Here is a 16,481-nt window from a genome sequence, read left to right as displayed (position 1 = left end):
GTCATTGGTTTTCTCACAGGATGGTCTTGGATCTTACATTCTTTATCTCTAGCACATCTTTAGAAAAATGGTATTAGTAAACTTCCTGTTGATGGTGTTGGTTTACTATTTGGTGAAGCGCGATCGAACTTTGCGCGACAATGCCGAAATCAAGCAAAATCAACTCTTAGAACAGCTAGAATGCGATCGCCTCTCCCTACAATTAACAGAAGAACGTTTCCGCCGCGCCATTATCAACGCACCGCTGCCCATTATGCTGCACGCTGAAAACGGAGAAGTTTTGCAAATTAACTGCGCTTGGACAGAACTCTCAGGCTACGAATACTCAGAAATACCCACAATAGAAGATTGGATAGAAAAAGCTTACCACAGCCGCAAATCGCTAGTGCAGGCAGATATCGAGCGGCTGCACCAATTAAACGCGCGCATCTCAGAAGGCGAATATATGATTGCCACAGCCAACGGCGAAAGTCGAATTTGGGACTTTTATTCCGCACCTTTAGGCAAGCTTTCCGACGGCAGAAGTTTAGTAATTAGTACCGCCATTGACGTAACTGCGCGCAAACAAGCAGAAGCAGAAATTCGGATGCTCAACGCTACCTTAGAACGGCGAGTAGAACTCCGCACCACTCAACTTCAAGCAGCTAACGAAGAATTAGAATCTTTCACCTATACCGTCGCCCACGATTTGCGGGCTCCCCTGCGGGGAATGCAGGGATTAGCTGAAGCTTTATTAGAAGATTACCGCGACATCCTCGACGAGCTCGGTCAAGCATACGCCCAGCAAATTGTTAATTCGGGGCAACAATTAGAAGTATTGATCCAAGATTTGCTAGCTTACAGCCGCCTGAGCCGTGCTGAGTTATCGCTGCAAGTTTTAGAGTTAGAATCTGCTGTCGCCGACGCAATTGCTATGGTACAAGCCGACGCTAAATCTAGCGGCGCTCAAATCACTGTTAGACCGCCTTTGTTTCCAATAATTGCCCACCGCGTTACTTTAGTTCAAGTAATCGCAAATCTGCTGGCTAATGCTATAAAATTTGTGGAAGGCAGACCTCCCCAATTGCAGATTTGGGCTGAGGAAATTAAGCTACCTCAAGAGGGAGAGACAAATAGCCCAACAGCGGGAGAATTGCAAAGAGCAAGAGTGGGACAATGGGAGCATTCTCAGTTACTGATTACCAGTGACAAATTACCAGTCCCCATCATCCGTCTGTGGGTAGAAGACAACGGCATCGGTATTGCTGCTGAACACCAAAAACGCATTTTTCGGGTTTTTGAACGGCTCCACGGTATCGAGTCTTACCCCGGAACTGGTATAGGATTAGCTATTGTACAAAAAGGGATCGATCGCATGGGCGGTCAAGTAGGGGTGGAATCTCAATTAGGACAGGGCAGTCGATTTTGGATACAACTGAGGAAGCATGACGCAAACGCAGACGATTTTGTTGGTGGAAGATAACCCCGTTGATATTTTGTTGATGCAGCGGGCTTTTCGCAATCAGATTTTTACTAATACTTCACTGCAAATTGTCCGAGATGGAGATGCAGCAGTTTTTTATTTAAATGGTGAGGGAGAATACAGCGATCGCGATCGCTATCCTTTACCTGCGATAATTTTACTAGATTTGAAATTGCCCAGGCGCTCCGGTCACGAAGTTCTGGTTTGGCTGAAGCAGCAGCCTGAACTAAAACGCTTGCCGGTGGTTATGCTTACTTCTTCTAGGCAAACACTTGATGTCAAGCGAGCTTACGATTTAGGGGTAAATTCTTATTTGGTTAAACCGGTCGGGTTTGCTTCTTTGTTGCAAATGATGCAGAGTTTTAGCGAGTATTGGCTCAACTATACCGAACTGCCAGAACCTAGAGAATTTTCTGGTTTGTAGTGGCGGTTCCCCGGTTTTTCTTGCTCGTTTTTCGTTACGAGGCTCTTCCTGGTAAGGAGCAAATTAAGTTTCTAGTCAGGAAGCCCGTCCTCTATCATCTTAAAGGGGCGACCTTTAACATTTTTATAAGCGATCGATCCGCACTCAATTTGACAGCCCAATTATCAATTGTTAAAGTGGTACACATTCTGGTAATTGATGACAACCCAACGGATCGGCTGCTCGTCAAACGCGAGTTAGAGCGGCAATTATCGCAATTGTAAATAACGGAAGTTTGTGGCGATAGATTATTCGGGGAAGGACTGAAACGAGGCGGATTCCATGTGGTAATTACCTACTACCAACTACGCTGGACGAACGGTTTAAATGTGCTTAAAACTATCAAAGCCAGTTATCCACAATGTCCGATTGTAATGTTTACGAATACTGGCAATGAATAAATTGCTGTAGAGGCGATGAAATCAGGATTGGACGACTACATTATCAAGTCGCCGAAGCACTACGTCCGCCTTTGCGTTGCGGTTCGCGCAGTGCTCGATAGAGCTGCCGCCTGAAAACGAGTCGCCCGACTGGAAAATTAACTTAATTCTCTGCTAGAACGCTTAAATGTCGGAGTTTTTCGAGCGACTTCCGAGGGCAAGCTTTTGGAAAGCAATCAAGCTTTTTTGCGCTGGTTTGATGCCAGCAATTTAGCAGATGTCCAAGGCATATATCGGCAGCAATTGTTTTTGCAATCGCTAGATTCACAGGAGTCTCGATCTCAAAACGTCGAAATTACATTTCCTTTGTCATACGGTCGAGTAAAATGGATTCGGTTTACTCAATATCTCTACAGCGCAGAAGGTGAAAGTACCATTGAGAGATTGGTTGAAGATGCTACGGAACTCAAGCAAGCTGAACTTGCTTTGCGGGAATTTAATGAAACTTTGGAAGAGCGGGTGAGAGAGCGTAATGCTGAGTTATCAGAAGTTAACGCACAGCTTGAATCGTTTACCTAGGGCTTGCTGAATATATCGATCGCGTGTTAGGTGGGCTGGGTTAAGAAAGCGTGCGATCGAGAGTAAAGTGCAAGATTGGCTGGTGAAATAGGTCAAAACCCGTGCATCACCATCTACGACAGTGTACCAAAAATTTGAGCTTGCTTATAGTCTCCCATCCGAATTTGAACTGCCCTTCGGGGAAAGTTGTCAGCAGACAACCGTTGGGTAAAAATGGCAGAACTGATACCTTGGCATGAATTTGAAGCATATTCTGCTAAAAACTTTCCTACAGAAAAGGGCGCGCCAGCTTGCATCATTTCGGATGGCATTGGGGGCATTAATCATCAAACAAAAACTGGGTATCAGCTCGCGTGAAACAGTAGAACAAATCCGTGAAAACCCTTACCTACAATACTTTATCGGTTAATTAGCATACAGTAATGAACTGCTATTCGACCCATCACTATTAGTACACTTTCGCCAACGTATGGGCGCGAACCTAATCAATAAAGTGAACGAGCGCACGATAGAGAAAATTCGATAAACCACCGATCGCCCACAAAAAAAAGAATTCGGACCCCAAAAATAAGTCAGCTAATCGCGGTAAACTAATCGTAGATGCAACCTGTGCACCCGCCGATATTAGTTATCCGACCGACTTAGGACTATTAAACGGAGCCAGAGTTCATACCGAAAAAATCATCGATATCCGGGAGCATCCCGCCTTTTAACTAAGCAGAAATACTGAGTTTAATGTGGTTATTTAAATATGCACATCTCAGTCTTAAAATTTGAGGCACATTTTTTTCGTTCCACTGTGCACCTACAATCTTAATTCTTGCTCCAATCTGTTTAATTAAAGACTCTACAGCTCCGGAACCAATGTCAATACCCTGCTGTTGATAATTCTGGTAATTTGGGATTCTTGACTGATGTTTTCGCAGATATTTCTGAAACTTTTCACTCCCTGAACTCGCAACTCCTACAAATTCAGCTATAGCTTCTACTGTTAACCCTTGCCACAGTTGATTCTGCGCTCTCTTCAGTCGTTTGAGCGAACCTCCTACTCGGTTTAGATTTTCTATTCCCCTGATACCAATCTAGTACCTCTCTTCGCAAGCTCTCTACTCCCTATTTGATTAAACAGATTCCACACTCCATCATGACCATCTCCCAAGCAGGTTATCGATTCACTTTGAGGTTGGCTATTTACCCATGCCACTAAATCTGGATTATTTTGGAAAAAAGCTGCCCCTACAAAGGCGATGTACCTTAACTGCCTGATAATTCCTCCAGACACTTTCTTCTCCTTTATGAGTTCTCAGTATGACGTTTCCTCCGTCTATACGAACATGCTTTTACTTGCTCGGTAACTTCAGGTTTAGGGAATTTATAACGCCCTAATAGCCGATGTTGTGTACTGTGAGGCACATAAATTCCTGTTAACATTTTTAAGTCTCTCTCAGCATTGGCAAATGATTCATTTCCCACTAATAATAAACAACATTTCTCGCCTATTAGGACTCAGGCGACTTCCCGAATTCACCCCAAACTTTGAGCTTGCTTACTCGAGAGAGTGATTTCTACGCGCGCAACTTTTTATGGTTATTTTTCTCCCTGAAGCAGTTCCTCCTGCTGAGTAAAAAAAAACTGCTAATTTCTGGTGCTACTGTCTTTACTATTTGCTCTCTGACAGTCAGTTCGATAGATTCAAAGCTTTGTAGATTGTCTGGCGGGGTATTCTGATAAAAAATATCGGCTATTTCTTGGAGATTTATTTTGATCTTCTGCCGTTGTTCTGGCGTCATATTGACTTGGGGTGATGGTAATTTATTTGCTTTCTATTCTGCCATCAACTTGCTTGCTAAGTCTTTGAGTATTTATACTGGCTGCCAAACTGGGATGCTCCCGCTCGGCTGTTTCTCTTTGAGTTGTTCGAGTTCTTGTTGTAATTTTTCAATCAGCTTCTGTTGATTCAGCACAAGTCTGACCAGTTTCTCATGGCTCCACTGCTCAATTATTTCGATTTTCAGTGCTGGTAACTCTGGTTGTTTACTCGTTTGACTACATTACCACATTTATTTGTGTCTCTGAAATATTTTTGACCTGAATCCTTACCAAAAAATATATTATTCGTACAACCTAAATCTAGTTTGCACCTCGTGACAGCTTCACTATTTCTGGGCTTTTTTATCGGAAAAACAAAAGATTTAAAACAAGTTTATTAACCCTAAAATAGAACCCTTACCAGTGGTTGGTAGGGGTTTAACTTGTATGAACTAGCAAAAGCTTATTGCAGCTTACTAGAAAGTTCTGTCAAATGATTAGGGCGGTAGGATGTAACACAAGTCGCTACAGAATAAATGTCGTTTTGATTATAGTCCCAGTCCCAATCTCCCAAACCTCGCCAACACACCAGCCTCTACTAAATTTAGCTCATCTGACTCAAGTTCCAATTGTACTGTAACCCCACCATTTATTTGCAACAGTTCCTCGTCTGACATTTCCTCCAGTCCACAGGTCATTTCTACTTCTGGGTTTTGAATTTTTTGCTGGGCTTGGTTAAAGTTGAGGTTCATTGTTTTTCCTGTGTAGGCTTTGCTCTAAAGCATACCTGTGTCTCCTCATTGCTAACAAGTTAAAAAAGAGCAAATTTTGTCAATATGTCTAAATATAGATATTGAAAAAGAAAGAATGATAATTACCGCAGAAGGCAAGAGGGTAAAAAGGCGGCGCTTTCTGAAGCGACTGTTCAGGCGATCGCCGACTGGCTCGAAGCTAGGGACGGCAATTCCTCTCAAGATGCTCCGCTGTTTGCCGCGCTTAACTTTGCCAACACGGGTCATCGGCAGTCCGGCTGCGGCCTCGGCAAGATGATTATCCGCCATAGCGAGAATGCTGGTATCAGAAAACAGATGTCACCTCACCGCATCAGGCATTCAGCTATCGCGGCGGGACTGGACGCAACGGACGGGGATGTAAGAAAAGTGAAGAAGTTAAGCAGGCAAAAGAATTTAAATACCCTGATGGTGTATGACGACAACCGGGGGTGCGACCAAAGGGACGTTACCGATTTACTTGATGGGATGTTTTGAGCGATCGGCAGCTTCCGAGGGCCGATCGGCGTTATGGGAATTCCCCTAACGGGCCCAGAAATAGCGAAGCTGTCAGGACACATTAATCCTTATGGAAGTTTCCGGTTGGATTTGAATGAGCAGTTGTTGGTAGATGGCGCGGCTTGTTGAACCAAAAAGGTATTAGGCACTCAAACCTTTATCTAGTAAGGGTTTGACTTGCTGCTTCGCGCCGGGTGAGAGCTTCGCTATTTCTGGGCCTAAATAGATTGCTAGGCGACAACAATTGTTTGACCGTCGGTCAAACTGCTCAAGTCATACGCCGTGTTCCCGGCGATGAGTTTTTCAAACTCGAAAGTTCTCATAACGCTGCTGCCCTTGGTGAAATTCACCTCCGTTCCCGATATTCCAACGGTATAACTTCCTGACGTTAATTCCAGCGTATCTTTATCGCTGCCGCCCCGGTAGTAACCCCTACCAAAACCCTTGAGGTAGTCTTTACCGTTTCCTAAAAGCACGAGGCCGCTCTCGTCCGACAAGCCTATCTCAAAGCCTCCCTCGGCAATAATGGAGTCGTTGCCGTTACCGGTACTGATGGTGCCCTGGTTGTAGATGCCAAATCTAGTGCCAGTACCAGTAATTGTGTCGTTGCCGTCACCGGTATCGAGGATACCGACAAAGTTCGAGAGACCGTCTTTGGTGCCAGTGCCAGTGATTAGGTCGTTACCGCTACCGGTATCGATGGTACCGCTCATTCGGATGCCGTTGCCCAGAACTCCGGTAGCAGTGCCAGTAATTGTGTCGTTGCCATCACCGAGGATCGTCCTGCCAGTAGTGCGGATGCCGTCGCCCTCACCAGTGGCAGTACCGATAACTGTATCGCTGCCGCTCCCAGTATCGAGCAATCCGCTGCTGGATATGCCGTAGCTAGTTCCGCTGCCAGTGATTAGGTCGTTACCCTCACTGGTGCTTAAGACGGAATTGTTGAGGATGCCTGTGCCGTAGGAAGCAATGCCAGCGATTGTATCTTTGCCTTTTCCTGTATCTACGGTGCCCCTGTAGCTGACAACTATGCCGTACCCGCTGCCAGTACCCGCGATTGTATCGTTACCGTCGCCGGTATCTATAGTGCCGCTGCTGTATATGCCGCTGAGACTGTTCCCGGTGTTGCCGGTACTGTTTCCAGTGCCGGCGATCTCGTCATTGCCTTCAGCGGTATTGAGCGTGCCGCTGTTGTAAATGCCGCTGAGCTCGTTCTGCAGGCTGCCAATACTGTTCTCCGTGTAGCCAGTGATTTTGTCGCTGCCGGCAAGAGTATTGGCGGTGCCAGTGTTGAGTATTTGCTCCACCCCAGATGCGGGGACAATATCAGCGCGGTTGGTAAACGTTAAGCTTGAAAGTTCGATCGCCACAATAAAACCTCGGAATGTGAGAAAGATTTTGAAAAAACGTTAGTCCGTAACTTTTATGCGTACCGTAAATAACACTATATCCGCGCGGTATGGCTGCCGGTCGCCTTCACTCTGCCTCAGCTTCGACTTCCAACTGGTACAGCCGCAAGCTGGGATGTTCCCCTATCAGCCGCCAAACATATCCCTCAACTGTTGGAGTGGGTCGCGTTCCCAAGCGGTACAGGAAGATGGGTTCGTTTCTCATCAATGCCGTGAATATCTCCCGTTCCCTGTCCTGCCCGCCATCCCAGATCAGGTGAGCTTTGCCGGAGTACCCAACACCCGTCAAGCTGGCAAACAAGGATTCCATCAGGGCTTGCTGCTGTTCCTGAGTCAGCGGGGATTGACCGCAGGCGTCGATTTGGGAATTTCGGGATTTGGGTTGAAACGAAGCGATGAGGGCGCTAGCGAGGTTGAGGTACTTTTTCATGGGGCGGTTGGCGCAGGTTCTGGCTGAAATGGCTGCGGCGAGAGGTGTTTTGCGATCGGTATCAATTCGATATAACGTTTCAAATTTTATCTAGTTAGTTTGGCAGTTTCAGCGGTTATTTCTAAATTCAATTATTGCCCAGTTTTCCAACTTTTAGTTACCGAACGTTTAACTCCAGCACTGTTAACTGCAAGCTGAAAAACTGCTGAAGAGCTAGAGTATTTATTGCAGATCCTCTTAAATAAAGGGCAATTAATAATTAAATGGGGTCGCAAAATCAAAAATAAGGGCAATCCTTGTATCACAGTTTAAATGTGCAACAGCTTACTATCGGCTCGATCGCTATCCGTTTGAGAGTTAGCAAACGATACAGATGGTAACTCTGATTCATATTTACCATGTAGGTGAAAGGAACTTGAGTCTAAATGAACTGTCTCTGTTTTTATCTCAAACTTTTGAGCAGCAGCGGCAATAGTTGTAAATATTTGATTGCTTCCTACCAAATAGATTTGGTCTAATACTCTACCTAAACGGTGTTTGTTTAGATGTGATGCTTGAATACCTGCTCCAATTAAATGTTCTGTTGTTTTGCCTGCAAAAAATTTGGGAAATAAGTATAATGGGGCGGAAGCTAATCCTAACCCGTTGACAATCATTGCTGTAACTACTAAGCCCGGACTGACGATTTCGCCTGGTTTTTCCTCGACTAACTCGTTGATTCTCTGGACGATCCCTATTTCGTCAGTTAGACCAGCTATTAGCCCTAGATGGTCGAGGTTATCAACGGCGCTCTCTGTTGTTTGAATCATAGGTAGTTCTGAATTTTCTCCTTCGAGGCACCACCTAAATTTACACTATTTTTATCGGTTTTTTACGGTAGCGAAATGATGAGTTTTGTTGCCAATAATGCGTCGCAGAATGCAGCGCAATCGTACTTCGTTTTACATTGTGCTCGATCGCTCTGATGTTGGTGGTGAGAACATTTTTTACATCAAGCGAGCATCTTTGACGCGCAAAGCCTCTATGTCAAAGAACCTACAACGCAAGCGAGTGCGATCGCTAGCGGTGGGCGAGGTATTTCTACGAGCGGCCGGGGTGTGCGATCGAATGAGTGGAGCCACCCAGTCCAGTGCGTGCCAGTTGAGGGTGCCGAATGTGGGTTATTAGGCTGATGCTCCAAAGACTAACTACAGCATAAAAATATATCAAATTGGCTCTATAGAAAGGCAATAAGTTATTGTGCATTTAAATTGTATATTTCTATACCTATCAAAAATTGTCAAATCCTCTCCCCCCTCTCCCTCTGTAATACAATAGACAATCTAGATGCACAACAACTTATTGCCTGTTTTGTATCAATTGCCACGATGTAATTTGCCACCTACTTACGATTCATTAAGAAACGAAAAGCTATGGATACTTAAGTGAGAAAATGTGCTATTGTTGATTATATTTAGACCATCAAGATAAGAGCACAAGCTCCTAAAGTGTCACATGATAGTTGTGCGTTTCTTATATAACTCAGATCAAAAAAAATTTTTTTAATGGTTTATGGAGAAAATTAAAGAGTTACAATTATCCAAATGCCCAACGGGAATTCAGGGAATCGATGAAATCACAGGTGGAGGCTTGCCCCAAGGCCGACCAACCTTAATCTGCGGGTCAGCGGGTTCCGGTAAGACCTTATTTGGTGTGGAGTTTCTCGTGCGCGGAGCAACGCAGTACGGAGAACCAGGCGTTTTAATCACCTTTGAAGAAACTGCATCAGAAATTACCAAAAACGTCGCCTCTTTAGGGTGGAATTTAAATCAGTTAATTGCTGAAGGGAAAATATTCATAGATCATATTTATATTGACCCCAACGAAATTCAGGAAACAGGAGAATATGACCTAGAAGCCATATTTCTTCGTCTAGGCTATGCGATCGACAAAATTGGCGCTAAACGGGTGCTTTTAGACACGATCGAAGTCTTGTTTGCTGGTTTAGGCAATGCCAACATTGTCCGAGCAGAAGTACGCCGTTTATTTCATTGGTTAAAAGACCAAGGTGTGACAGCCGCGATCACAGGGGAGCAAGGAGAACACAGCTTAACCCGTCAAGGTTTAGAAGAATACGTTTCGGATTGTGTGATCAAATTAGATCAAAAAACGTTTCAAGAAATAGCCACAAGAACCCTTCAAATTGTCAAGTATCGCGGCTCTCGTCACAGTAATAATGAATATCCTTTTTTAATTGAAGAAAATGGCATTTCGATCTTACCCATTACTTCATTAAAATTAGACCATGTGGTTTCTGATGAGCGCATCTCAACGGGGGTCGCGCAACTTGATGAAATGTTTGGCGGGCAGGGCTACTATCGGGGTAGCAGTATTCTTGTCACAGGCAGGGGTGGAACGGGGAAAACAACGCTGGCATCTTATTTTGCCAAAGCAACCTGCCACAGAGGCGAACGGTGTTTATATCTCGCCACAGAAGAATCCCCTCAACAAATTATCCGCAATATGAACTCGATTGGTCTGGACTTAGCCCCCTACGTACAGCAGGGATTATTGCAATTTGATGCGGTACGTCCCACTAACTACAATTTAGAAATGCGTTTGTTTGCAATCCATAGCTGGGTCAAAAAATTTCAACCAAGCACGATCGTCATCGATCCGATGAGCAATCTCATTTTGAGTGGAAGCTTTATGCAAACAAAAAGCTTTTTTCTGCGTTTGATTGACTATTTAAAGAGCCAAGGAATCACTATTTTATTGACAGATTTAACGCCCGGTAATGCTCACCAGGACCACGAACAGACAGAAATGGGTATTTCCTCTCTGATGGATACTTGGTTAGAGCTCCAAACGCTCAAGGTGAATGGGGAGCGCAATCGGATTCTCTATGCTCTCAAATCTCGCGGCATGAAGCATTCCAATCAAGTACGGGAATTTCTCATCACCGATGAAGGCGTAAACTTGGTCGAGGTTTACTTGGGAGAGGGCCAGGTATTAACAGGAACGGAAAGACTCAATCAAGAACTAAAGGAAAAATCTACCTATAAAAAACGCCGACATAATTTTGAACTCAAAAAACGCGAGCACGAGCAAGAGAAAAAAGTCTTACAAGCTCAGATAAATGCTCTACAAATGCAATTGCTGAATCGAGATGCGGAGTTTGATTTGCTGATTAAAGAAGAACAAGAGGAAGAAAACGCGGTACTGGAGAATCGAGCTTCTATGGGAAGGTTACGTCATTTGAATCCCTAAAATATATCTCTAAGGATAAAACAAATGAAAAAGAATTTAAAAACAGATAATTTGTCACAGGCCGCTAACACACAAGGGTCAGCTATTTGGCAACTGCGATTATATGTGGCGGGACAAACACCTAAATCTTTGCTGGCTTTTTCCAATTTGAAGAAGATATGTGATGAATATCTTCAGGGTCAATATACCATTCAAATTATTGACTTAAGTCAAGATCCCCATCTCGCCATAGAACACAGCATCGTCGCTCTACCGACTCTCGTTAGACAATTACCAGAACCGATTAAAAAGATTATTGGTGATTTGTCAAATACTGAAAAAGTTCTGCTAGGGCTGCAAATTATTTGTTTACTCGATGAATAATAACTCGAGACAGAGGTACTAACAATGAGTGGCTCCGAAGATGTTAATGAAACAACCACAGAAGTTTTTGAACAGTCCTTGTCCGCATCGCAGGAACAGCATTATATCCTACGTCTTTATGTTTCAGGTACAACGCTCCAATCGGTGACGGCGTTGCAAAACATCAAAAAGATTTGTGAGGAACATCTCCAAGGGCGTTATGAGCTAGAAGTGATTGATATTTATCAACAGAGAGAAACTCTTATTTCGGAGAACATTGTGGCTGTTCCCACCTTGATCAAAAGGTTGCCTATGCCCTTACAAAAGATGATTGGCAATTTATCGAATACAGAAAAAGTCTTAATTGGTCTTAATCTTCTGCCTAAAAAATAATTGGAGAGCAAAATAATGAAGGATTCTCTCACCCCTGTTGAAAAAATGAGCCAAGAAGTCGAAACCCTACATCGAGAATTGGCAGATGTGCAGGAACGCCTATATGTAGCGGAAGAAACGTTGCAGGCGATTGCTAGTGGGGAAGTTGATGCTGTTGTTGTTTCTACGGAGCGAGGAGAGCGAGTTTTTACGCTTCAGGGGGCAGATTATGTTTATCAGTGTTTAGTGGAACAAATGGGCGAAGGAGCAGCTACTGTATCTTCTGAAGGTTTAATTTTGTACTGTAATAAGCGACTCTCAGAACTCTTAAATTGTCCTTTAAACAATCTGATAGGCTCTCAATTTGAAACCTTTATTGCGCCCCACTATAAAAAAGCATTTTTACTACTTTTGCAGCAGGTTCAGCCTGAACAAACTTTCACTAAAGAAATGTCTTTGATCCCAGCAACGGGAAATAAGGAAGTACCTGTTAAATTATCGTTTAAACAACTTCAGATAGAGGAGATTTTAGTTAATAGTATCATTGTGACTGATTTTACAGAATCTAAAGTAAAAGAAGCTGCGAAACTCAGTCACATTCTCAACAGCGCGCTCGCCGTTATTAAAAATTTTCGTCTTTTGACTGATGGTACTTTAGAGATTGATTCTTGGACAGGCGGAACTCAACTGATTTTTGGCTATAGCTTAGAAGCTGTGCAAGCAGATTCTGCCTTAATCATAGCGAATATATTGCCCGAAGATCGAGAAAAAATGCTCGCCTCATTGATCGAAAATATTCAATTAGGGCGCTCTGGTGTTGTCGAATATCGGTTTTTGCATGGCGATCGCAAGATGCGATGGCTTGCCTCAAACTATGTTGCTGAATGGGATCGAGAACAAGATTGTTGGGTGGGCCTAGAAATTATTACCGATATTACCCAACGTAAAGAAACAGAGCAAAAAATTGCGGAACAAGCAGCCTTAATCGATATTACGAGTGATGCCATTTTTGTAAAGGATTTAGAAGATCGTATTTTATTTTGGAATAAAGGAGCTGAACGTTTATATGGTTGGGAAGAAGCAGAAGTTATAGGTCAGAAAACTCAAACCTTATTTAATCAACAGTGTAAACTAACTGAGCCTCTCAAAATCACTACCGAGCAAGGCAGTTGGCATGGGGAAATAGATCAACTTACTAAAACAGGTAAGAATATAATCGTAGAAAGTCGTAAAACACTGATAAAAGAGCACTTTTTTCAAGCCGCCGGATCTATCCTCGTTGTTAATACTGATATCACTGAAAAAAAGCTACTTGAAAAACAGTTTTACCATGCCCAGCGATTAGAGAGTTTGGGAACGTTATCAAGTGGAATTGCACATGATTTAAATAACATTCTCACTCCGATTTTGGGAGCTAGTCAACTGCTTCCTCTCAAAATTACCAATATGAATGAACCGACACAAAGACTGTTAAGACTCCTTTCGGGGAGTGCTAAACGTGGGGCTGAGTTGGTCAAGCAAATTCTTATTTTTAGTCGAACAACGGAGGGTGAATATGTAATATTACAAGTAGGATATTTGCTCCTAGAAGTGATCGGGATTGCTAAACAAACATTTTCCAAATCAATAACTATTTTGACTAAAATTCCCGCACTGGAACTATGGACAATCTCGGGCGATGCTACCCAGCTACACCAAGTATTTATGAATCTGATGATTAACGCTAAGGATGCCATGCCATCAGGAGGAAGTTTGACCGTCTCGGCCGAAAATCGCTCATTGGATGAAGGTGATGTCCTGCTGAATTTGGAAGCAAAAGCAGGCTGTTATGTGGCTGTGACGGTCGCCGATACAGGAATTGGTATTCCGCCAGAATTGTTAAACCGAATTTTTGACCCCTTTTTCACTACCAAGGAAGTTGGCAAAGGAACAGGGCTAGGATTATCAACAGTAATGGGGATTGTCAGAAATCATGGCGGTTTTGTCAAGGTTTATAGCGAGTTGGGTAAGGGTACGAAATTTCAGGTTTTCTTACCAGCGGTAGAGGGACAAGTGAGCCTCACAACTGTAGAACAAGCAATGCCTACAGGTAAGGGCGAGTTGATTTTAATTGTTGATGATGAAACCTATATTCGAGAGATAACACAGGCTTCTCTAGAAAACTATAACTACAAAACAATACTCGCTAGTGATGGGCTTGAAGCCATCGAACTCTACAGGGAACATCAACAGGAAATTAGTGTGGTTTTAATGGATGTGATGATGCCCAACCTAGATGGTGTTTCCGCAATGCGCGAGTTGCAAAAAATTAATCCTGGGGTGAATATCATTGCAACTAGCGGACTCCTTCCTAACAGAAAGCTGGCATTAAAGGCTAATGTCAAAACATTTTTGTTAAAACCTTACACGATCGCACAGTTATTACAAGTGTTAACGGAGATACTGCCGCGAGACGAGAATCAAGCAAATCGCATCCCGCCCGTTACCTCTGAAGAGTCTGGTTCACTGCCGAGGGTTGAATTGTCTGGAGATGCTTTAGCAATGATGCCCCCCGAATGGTTACAGCAAATGCATGATGCGGCGTACTATTGTGATGGGGATATCCTGCTGCAATTAATTGAACAAATACCTACTTCTCAAGTGGCGATCGCGAATGCTCTCAAAGATTTAACGCTGAGTTTGAAAACGGATATCATTATGGAATTAACTGATTTATCTAAATTAGGACTTAGGAAACATCCCTAGGGGAGCATCTCAAGGAAAGCAGCCAAGCTAGAAATAGGAGGCCCGAGGCTCTCTTGCTGCGGGGAAAGAGTCAGAAGGAAGCAGCCAGAAGAAGTGTTTTTACAAATATGAGATGCTCCCGGGAGTAAGCTTGAGATTGCGTGCGATCGATTAACTGTAATATCCCGGTCGGGGCGGGTTTTTGAGATTGGAGATTGTTGGAAGGTATTGTTGGTGAGGGGAGACCCGACCTGATGAAGGGCGAAGCGAAGCGGAGGGAATCGACCGGACACGATATTACGGGTAAAACAATTTGGGCGATCGACATTTGTGTTTTTAAATTAGTCGATCGCCCAGAGTCAAATTCCTTCAATCATATCGTTTCCGGTTGGATGGCAATGATAAAGTCAAGGTCAATAATTCCCCCTTCCCCCACGGATCGCGGACCACTCGCCACTCCCCATCATCAGGAGTGTTACCGGAATTGATATCAAACGATTTGCTCGCTAGAAGGTTCTTCGCTAGCTGGAGGCTCTACTGTATTGCCAAAGGCAATCCGCAGAAAAGGTGGAGCCAAAAAAGTCGTCAGAATCACCATGATAATAATCGACACTTCCAACGGTTTATCCAAAACTCCACTCGCCGAACCGATGCCGGCAAAAACTAACCCGACTTCGCCCCGAGGAATCATCCCCACTCCGATCGCCAATCGATTGATTCCCCGCAGACCAAACACCACCCAACCAGTCACCAGCTTGCCCAAAATAGCAACCACAATCAAGAAAGCAGCAATCAAAAGACCAGCCCGATTATCCGGCACTGTTGGGTTCAAAACTCCCAAATCCGCCCGAGATCCCACGGTTACAAAAAAGATGGGAACCAGGAAATCCGCGATCGGCTTCACCAGTTCATCCAACTCGTTGCGGGCATCGCTTTCATCCAACACCAAGCCAGCGGCAAACGCACCCAAAATCGCTTCGAGATGAATTGCGTTGCCCAGAAAAGCCATGAAGAAAGCAAAGATAAATGCCGGGATGACTATATTGCCGCGAGTTTTGAGTTTATCCACCACCGCAGTGAAGCTTTTGTTGAAGATGCCGCCCAACAGAATAGAACCCAATAGAAACGCAGTTGCACTGACAATCAAATAGATGACATTAACAACATCAATCTCACCGGTTTTCGCTAAACTGGCGACAACAGCCAGGACAATAATTCCCAGCACATCATCAATCACCGCCGCACCAACAATGATTTGACCTTCTTTAGATTTGAGTTGTCCTAATTCCGACAAAACTTTGGAGGTAATTCCGATGCTGGTTGCTGTCAAAGCTGCCCCTGCAAAAATCGCCGGTATTGCTGGAGTATGGAACAGCATCATCAAGCCAACGGTACCGACGGCAAAGGGAACTGCCACGCCGACACAAGCGACAACGACGGCTTGAACCCCCACTTCTTTTAGTTGTCTGAGATCCGACTCCAAACCAATTTCAAACAGCAGAATAATCACGCCTAATTCAGCTAGCACTGAAATAACTTCACTCTGCGATTCAAAGACACTGGTGAGGGCGGCAGGGGATAGATGATTAATCGATTGCAGAACAGTCATAATCCCTGAGTCTGAGGCTGACAGCCCTGCTTCGGGAAAAATGACTAGGTGTAAAGCAGATACGCCAACAATTACCCCTGCTACAAGTTCACCCAAAACCGGCGGAAAATCGAAGTTTCTAGCCGCTTCCGCGCCTAATTTACTGGCGAGATAAATCACTACCAAACTGAGCAAAACTCCGCTGAGGACGATCGGCGAATTTTCTGCCTCGACTGTTGCTAATAAAGGTATGGGAGCAACTAGGGATGCCATCCCAGAACTTAAAGCTGTAATTGTATGGTTCAAAAACATGGTTACGATGATGGTAAGAAAGACGATTCTACGGTGACTGTTGACTGTGAGTCGGAAAATTGATAACTGTTAC

General features: G+C 44.1%; 14 protein-coding genes and 3 pseudogenes. 10 read left to right on the top strand and 7 right to left on the bottom strand.

What is annotated here, in order from left to right; genetic code table 11:
* Positions 1-67: 67 nt before the first annotated feature.
* The 4 genes and pseudogenes from QUA80_RS08695 to QUA80_RS08680 all read left to right on the top strand — a co-directional run.
* Positions 68-1,462 (top strand): ATP-binding protein, encoded by a 1,395-nt coding sequence (locus QUA80_RS08695; protein ID WP_333423254.1) that lies wholly within the window; start codon positions 68-70, stop codon positions 1,460-1,462.
* Positions 1,425-1,886 (top strand): response regulator, encoded by a 462-nt coding sequence (locus QUA80_RS08690; protein WP_333423253.1) that lies wholly within the window; start codon positions 1,425-1,427, stop codon positions 1,884-1,886. The genes QUA80_RS08695 and QUA80_RS08690 overlap by 38 nt, the downstream gene beginning before the upstream one ends.
* A gap of 644 nt (positions 1,887-2,530) precedes the next feature.
* Complete coding sequence (locus tag QUA80_RS08685) at positions 2,531-2,884, top strand: hypothetical protein (protein ID WP_333423252.1); 354 nt, start codon at positions 2,531-2,533, stop codon at positions 2,882-2,884.
* A 121-nt stretch (positions 2,885-3,005) separates the two neighbouring features.
* A pseudogene (locus tag QUA80_RS08680) lies at positions 3,006-3,576 on the top strand (transposase); the annotation flags it as partial.
* Positions 3,577-3,597: 21 nt separating this feature from the next.
* Here QUA80_RS08680 and QUA80_RS33745 read toward each other — a convergent pair.
* A pseudogene (locus QUA80_RS33745) lies at positions 3,598-4,674 on the bottom strand (ISKra4 family transposase).
* 567 nt (positions 4,675-5,241) lie between these two features.
* Positions 5,242-5,445, bottom strand: coding sequence for a hypothetical protein (locus QUA80_RS08675; protein WP_333423251.1), 204 nt, complete (start codon positions 5,443-5,445; stop codon positions 5,242-5,244).
* Between the two features lie 180 nt (positions 5,446-5,625).
* Here QUA80_RS08675 and QUA80_RS08670 point away from each other — a divergent pair, with 180 nt between their 5' ends.
* Complete coding sequence (locus QUA80_RS08670; RefSeq protein WP_333423261.1) at positions 5,626-5,961, top strand: hypothetical protein; 336 nt, start codon at positions 5,626-5,628, stop codon at positions 5,959-5,961.
* A gap of 251 nt (positions 5,962-6,212) precedes the next feature.
* Here the strand turns inward: QUA80_RS08670 and QUA80_RS08665 are convergent, their stop codons facing one another.
* The 3 genes and pseudogenes from QUA80_RS08665 to QUA80_RS08655 form a co-directional block, all read right to left on the bottom strand.
* On the bottom strand, positions 6,213-7,352 hold the full coding sequence (locus QUA80_RS08665) for a hypothetical protein (RefSeq protein ID WP_333423250.1): 1,140 nt from the start codon (positions 7,350-7,352) through the stop codon (positions 6,213-6,215).
* Positions 7,353-7,458: 106 nt separating this feature from the next.
* A complete protein-coding gene (locus QUA80_RS08660) occupies positions 7,459-7,821 on the bottom strand; it encodes a hypothetical protein (RefSeq protein ID WP_333423249.1) in 363 nt (120 codons plus the stop codon).
* Positions 7,822-8,144: 323 nt separating this feature from the next.
* A pseudogene (locus QUA80_RS08655) lies at positions 8,145-8,630 on the bottom strand (DUF4277 domain-containing protein); the annotation flags it as partial.
* Positions 8,631-8,739: 109 nt separating this feature from the next.
* Here QUA80_RS08655 and QUA80_RS08650 point away from each other — a divergent pair.
* The 5 genes from QUA80_RS08650 to QUA80_RS08630 all read left to right on the top strand — a co-directional run bounded on the left by QUA80_RS08650 (position 8,740) and on the right by QUA80_RS08630 (position 14,529).
* Positions 8,740-8,988: a hypothetical protein gene (locus QUA80_RS08650; RefSeq protein WP_333423247.1), complete on the top strand. Its 249-nt coding sequence runs from the start codon at positions 8,740-8,742 to the stop codon at positions 8,986-8,988.
* Between the two features lie 384 nt (positions 8,989-9,372).
* Positions 9,373-11,070, top strand: coding sequence for a circadian clock protein KaiC (kaiC, locus tag QUA80_RS08645; protein ID WP_333423246.1), 1,698 nt, complete (start codon positions 9,373-9,375; stop codon positions 11,068-11,070).
* A gap of 24 nt (positions 11,071-11,094) precedes the next feature.
* Entirely contained in the window at positions 11,095-11,433 is a 339-nt protein-coding gene (locus QUA80_RS08640; RefSeq protein ID WP_333423242.1) for a circadian clock KaiB family protein, read from the top strand.
* Positions 11,434-11,457: 24 nt separating this feature from the next.
* Positions 11,458-11,805, top strand: a complete 348-nt coding sequence (locus QUA80_RS08635) for a circadian clock KaiB family protein (protein ID WP_333423240.1) — start codon at positions 11,458-11,460, stop codon at positions 11,803-11,805.
* 87 nt (positions 11,806-11,892) lie between these two features.
* The gene (locus tag QUA80_RS08630; protein ID WP_333423259.1) at positions 11,893-14,529 is read left to right on the top strand and encodes a PAS domain S-box protein; all 2,637 of its coding nucleotides are present in this window, start codon (positions 11,893-11,895) and stop codon (positions 14,527-14,529) included.
* Between the two features lie 70 nt (positions 14,530-14,599).
* On the opposite strand, the gene QUA80_RS08625 is transcribed toward QUA80_RS08630, so the two are convergent.
* Positions 14,600-14,881 carry a hypothetical protein gene (locus QUA80_RS08625; RefSeq protein WP_333423239.1) on the bottom strand — a complete coding sequence of 94 codons (282 nt, stop codon included), beginning with the start codon at positions 14,879-14,881 and terminating at the stop codon, positions 14,600-14,602.
* A gap of 117 nt (positions 14,882-14,998) precedes the next feature.
* Positions 14,999-16,408 carry a cation:proton antiporter gene (locus QUA80_RS08620; RefSeq protein ID WP_333423237.1) on the bottom strand — a complete coding sequence of 470 codons (1,410 nt, stop codon included), beginning with the start codon at positions 16,406-16,408 and terminating at the stop codon, positions 14,999-15,001.
* Positions 16,409-16,481 lie beyond the last annotated feature (73 nt).

This window comes from Microcoleus sp. F4-D5, assembly GCF_036704885.1.
Lineage (GTDB): Bacteria > Cyanobacteriota > Cyanobacteriia > Cyanobacteriales > Microcoleaceae > Microcoleus.
Note: the sequence above shows the minus strand (reverse complement) of the source record. Positions and strands in the feature narration are given on the sequence as shown.

What these genes read in the sequence shown, in the direction of transcription:
- QUA80_RS08690 (WP_333423253.1), top strand. Translation starts at nt 1,425, where the DNA reads ATGACGCAAACGCAGACGATTTTGTTGGTGGAAGATAACCCCGTTGAT.
- QUA80_RS08620 (WP_333423237.1), bottom strand. Translation starts at nt 16,408, where the DNA reads ATGTTTTTGAACCATACAATTACAGCTTTAAGTTCTGGGATGGCATCC.
- QUA80_RS08660 (WP_333423249.1), bottom strand. Translation starts at nt 7,821, where the DNA reads ATGAAAAAGTACCTCAACCTCGCTAGCGCCCTCATCGCTTCGTTTCAA.
- QUA80_RS08640 (WP_333423242.1), top strand. Translation starts at nt 11,095, where the DNA reads ATGAAAAAGAATTTAAAAACAGATAATTTGTCACAGGCCGCTAACACA.
- QUA80_RS08695 (WP_333423254.1), top strand. Translation starts at nt 68, where the DNA reads ATGGTATTAGTAAACTTCCTGTTGATGGTGTTGGTTTACTATTTGGTG.
- QUA80_RS08675 (WP_333423251.1), bottom strand. Translation starts at nt 5,445, where the DNA reads ATGAACCTCAACTTTAACCAAGCCCAGCAAAAAATTCAAAACCCAGAA.
- kaiC (WP_333423246.1), top strand. Translation starts at nt 9,373, where the DNA reads ATGGAGAAAATTAAAGAGTTACAATTATCCAAATGCCCAACGGGAATT.
- QUA80_RS08635 (WP_333423240.1), top strand. Translation starts at nt 11,458, where the DNA reads ATGAGTGGCTCCGAAGATGTTAATGAAACAACCACAGAAGTTTTTGAA.
- QUA80_RS08650 (WP_333423247.1), top strand. Translation starts at nt 8,740, where the DNA reads ATGCAGCGCAATCGTACTTCGTTTTACATTGTGCTCGATCGCTCTGAT.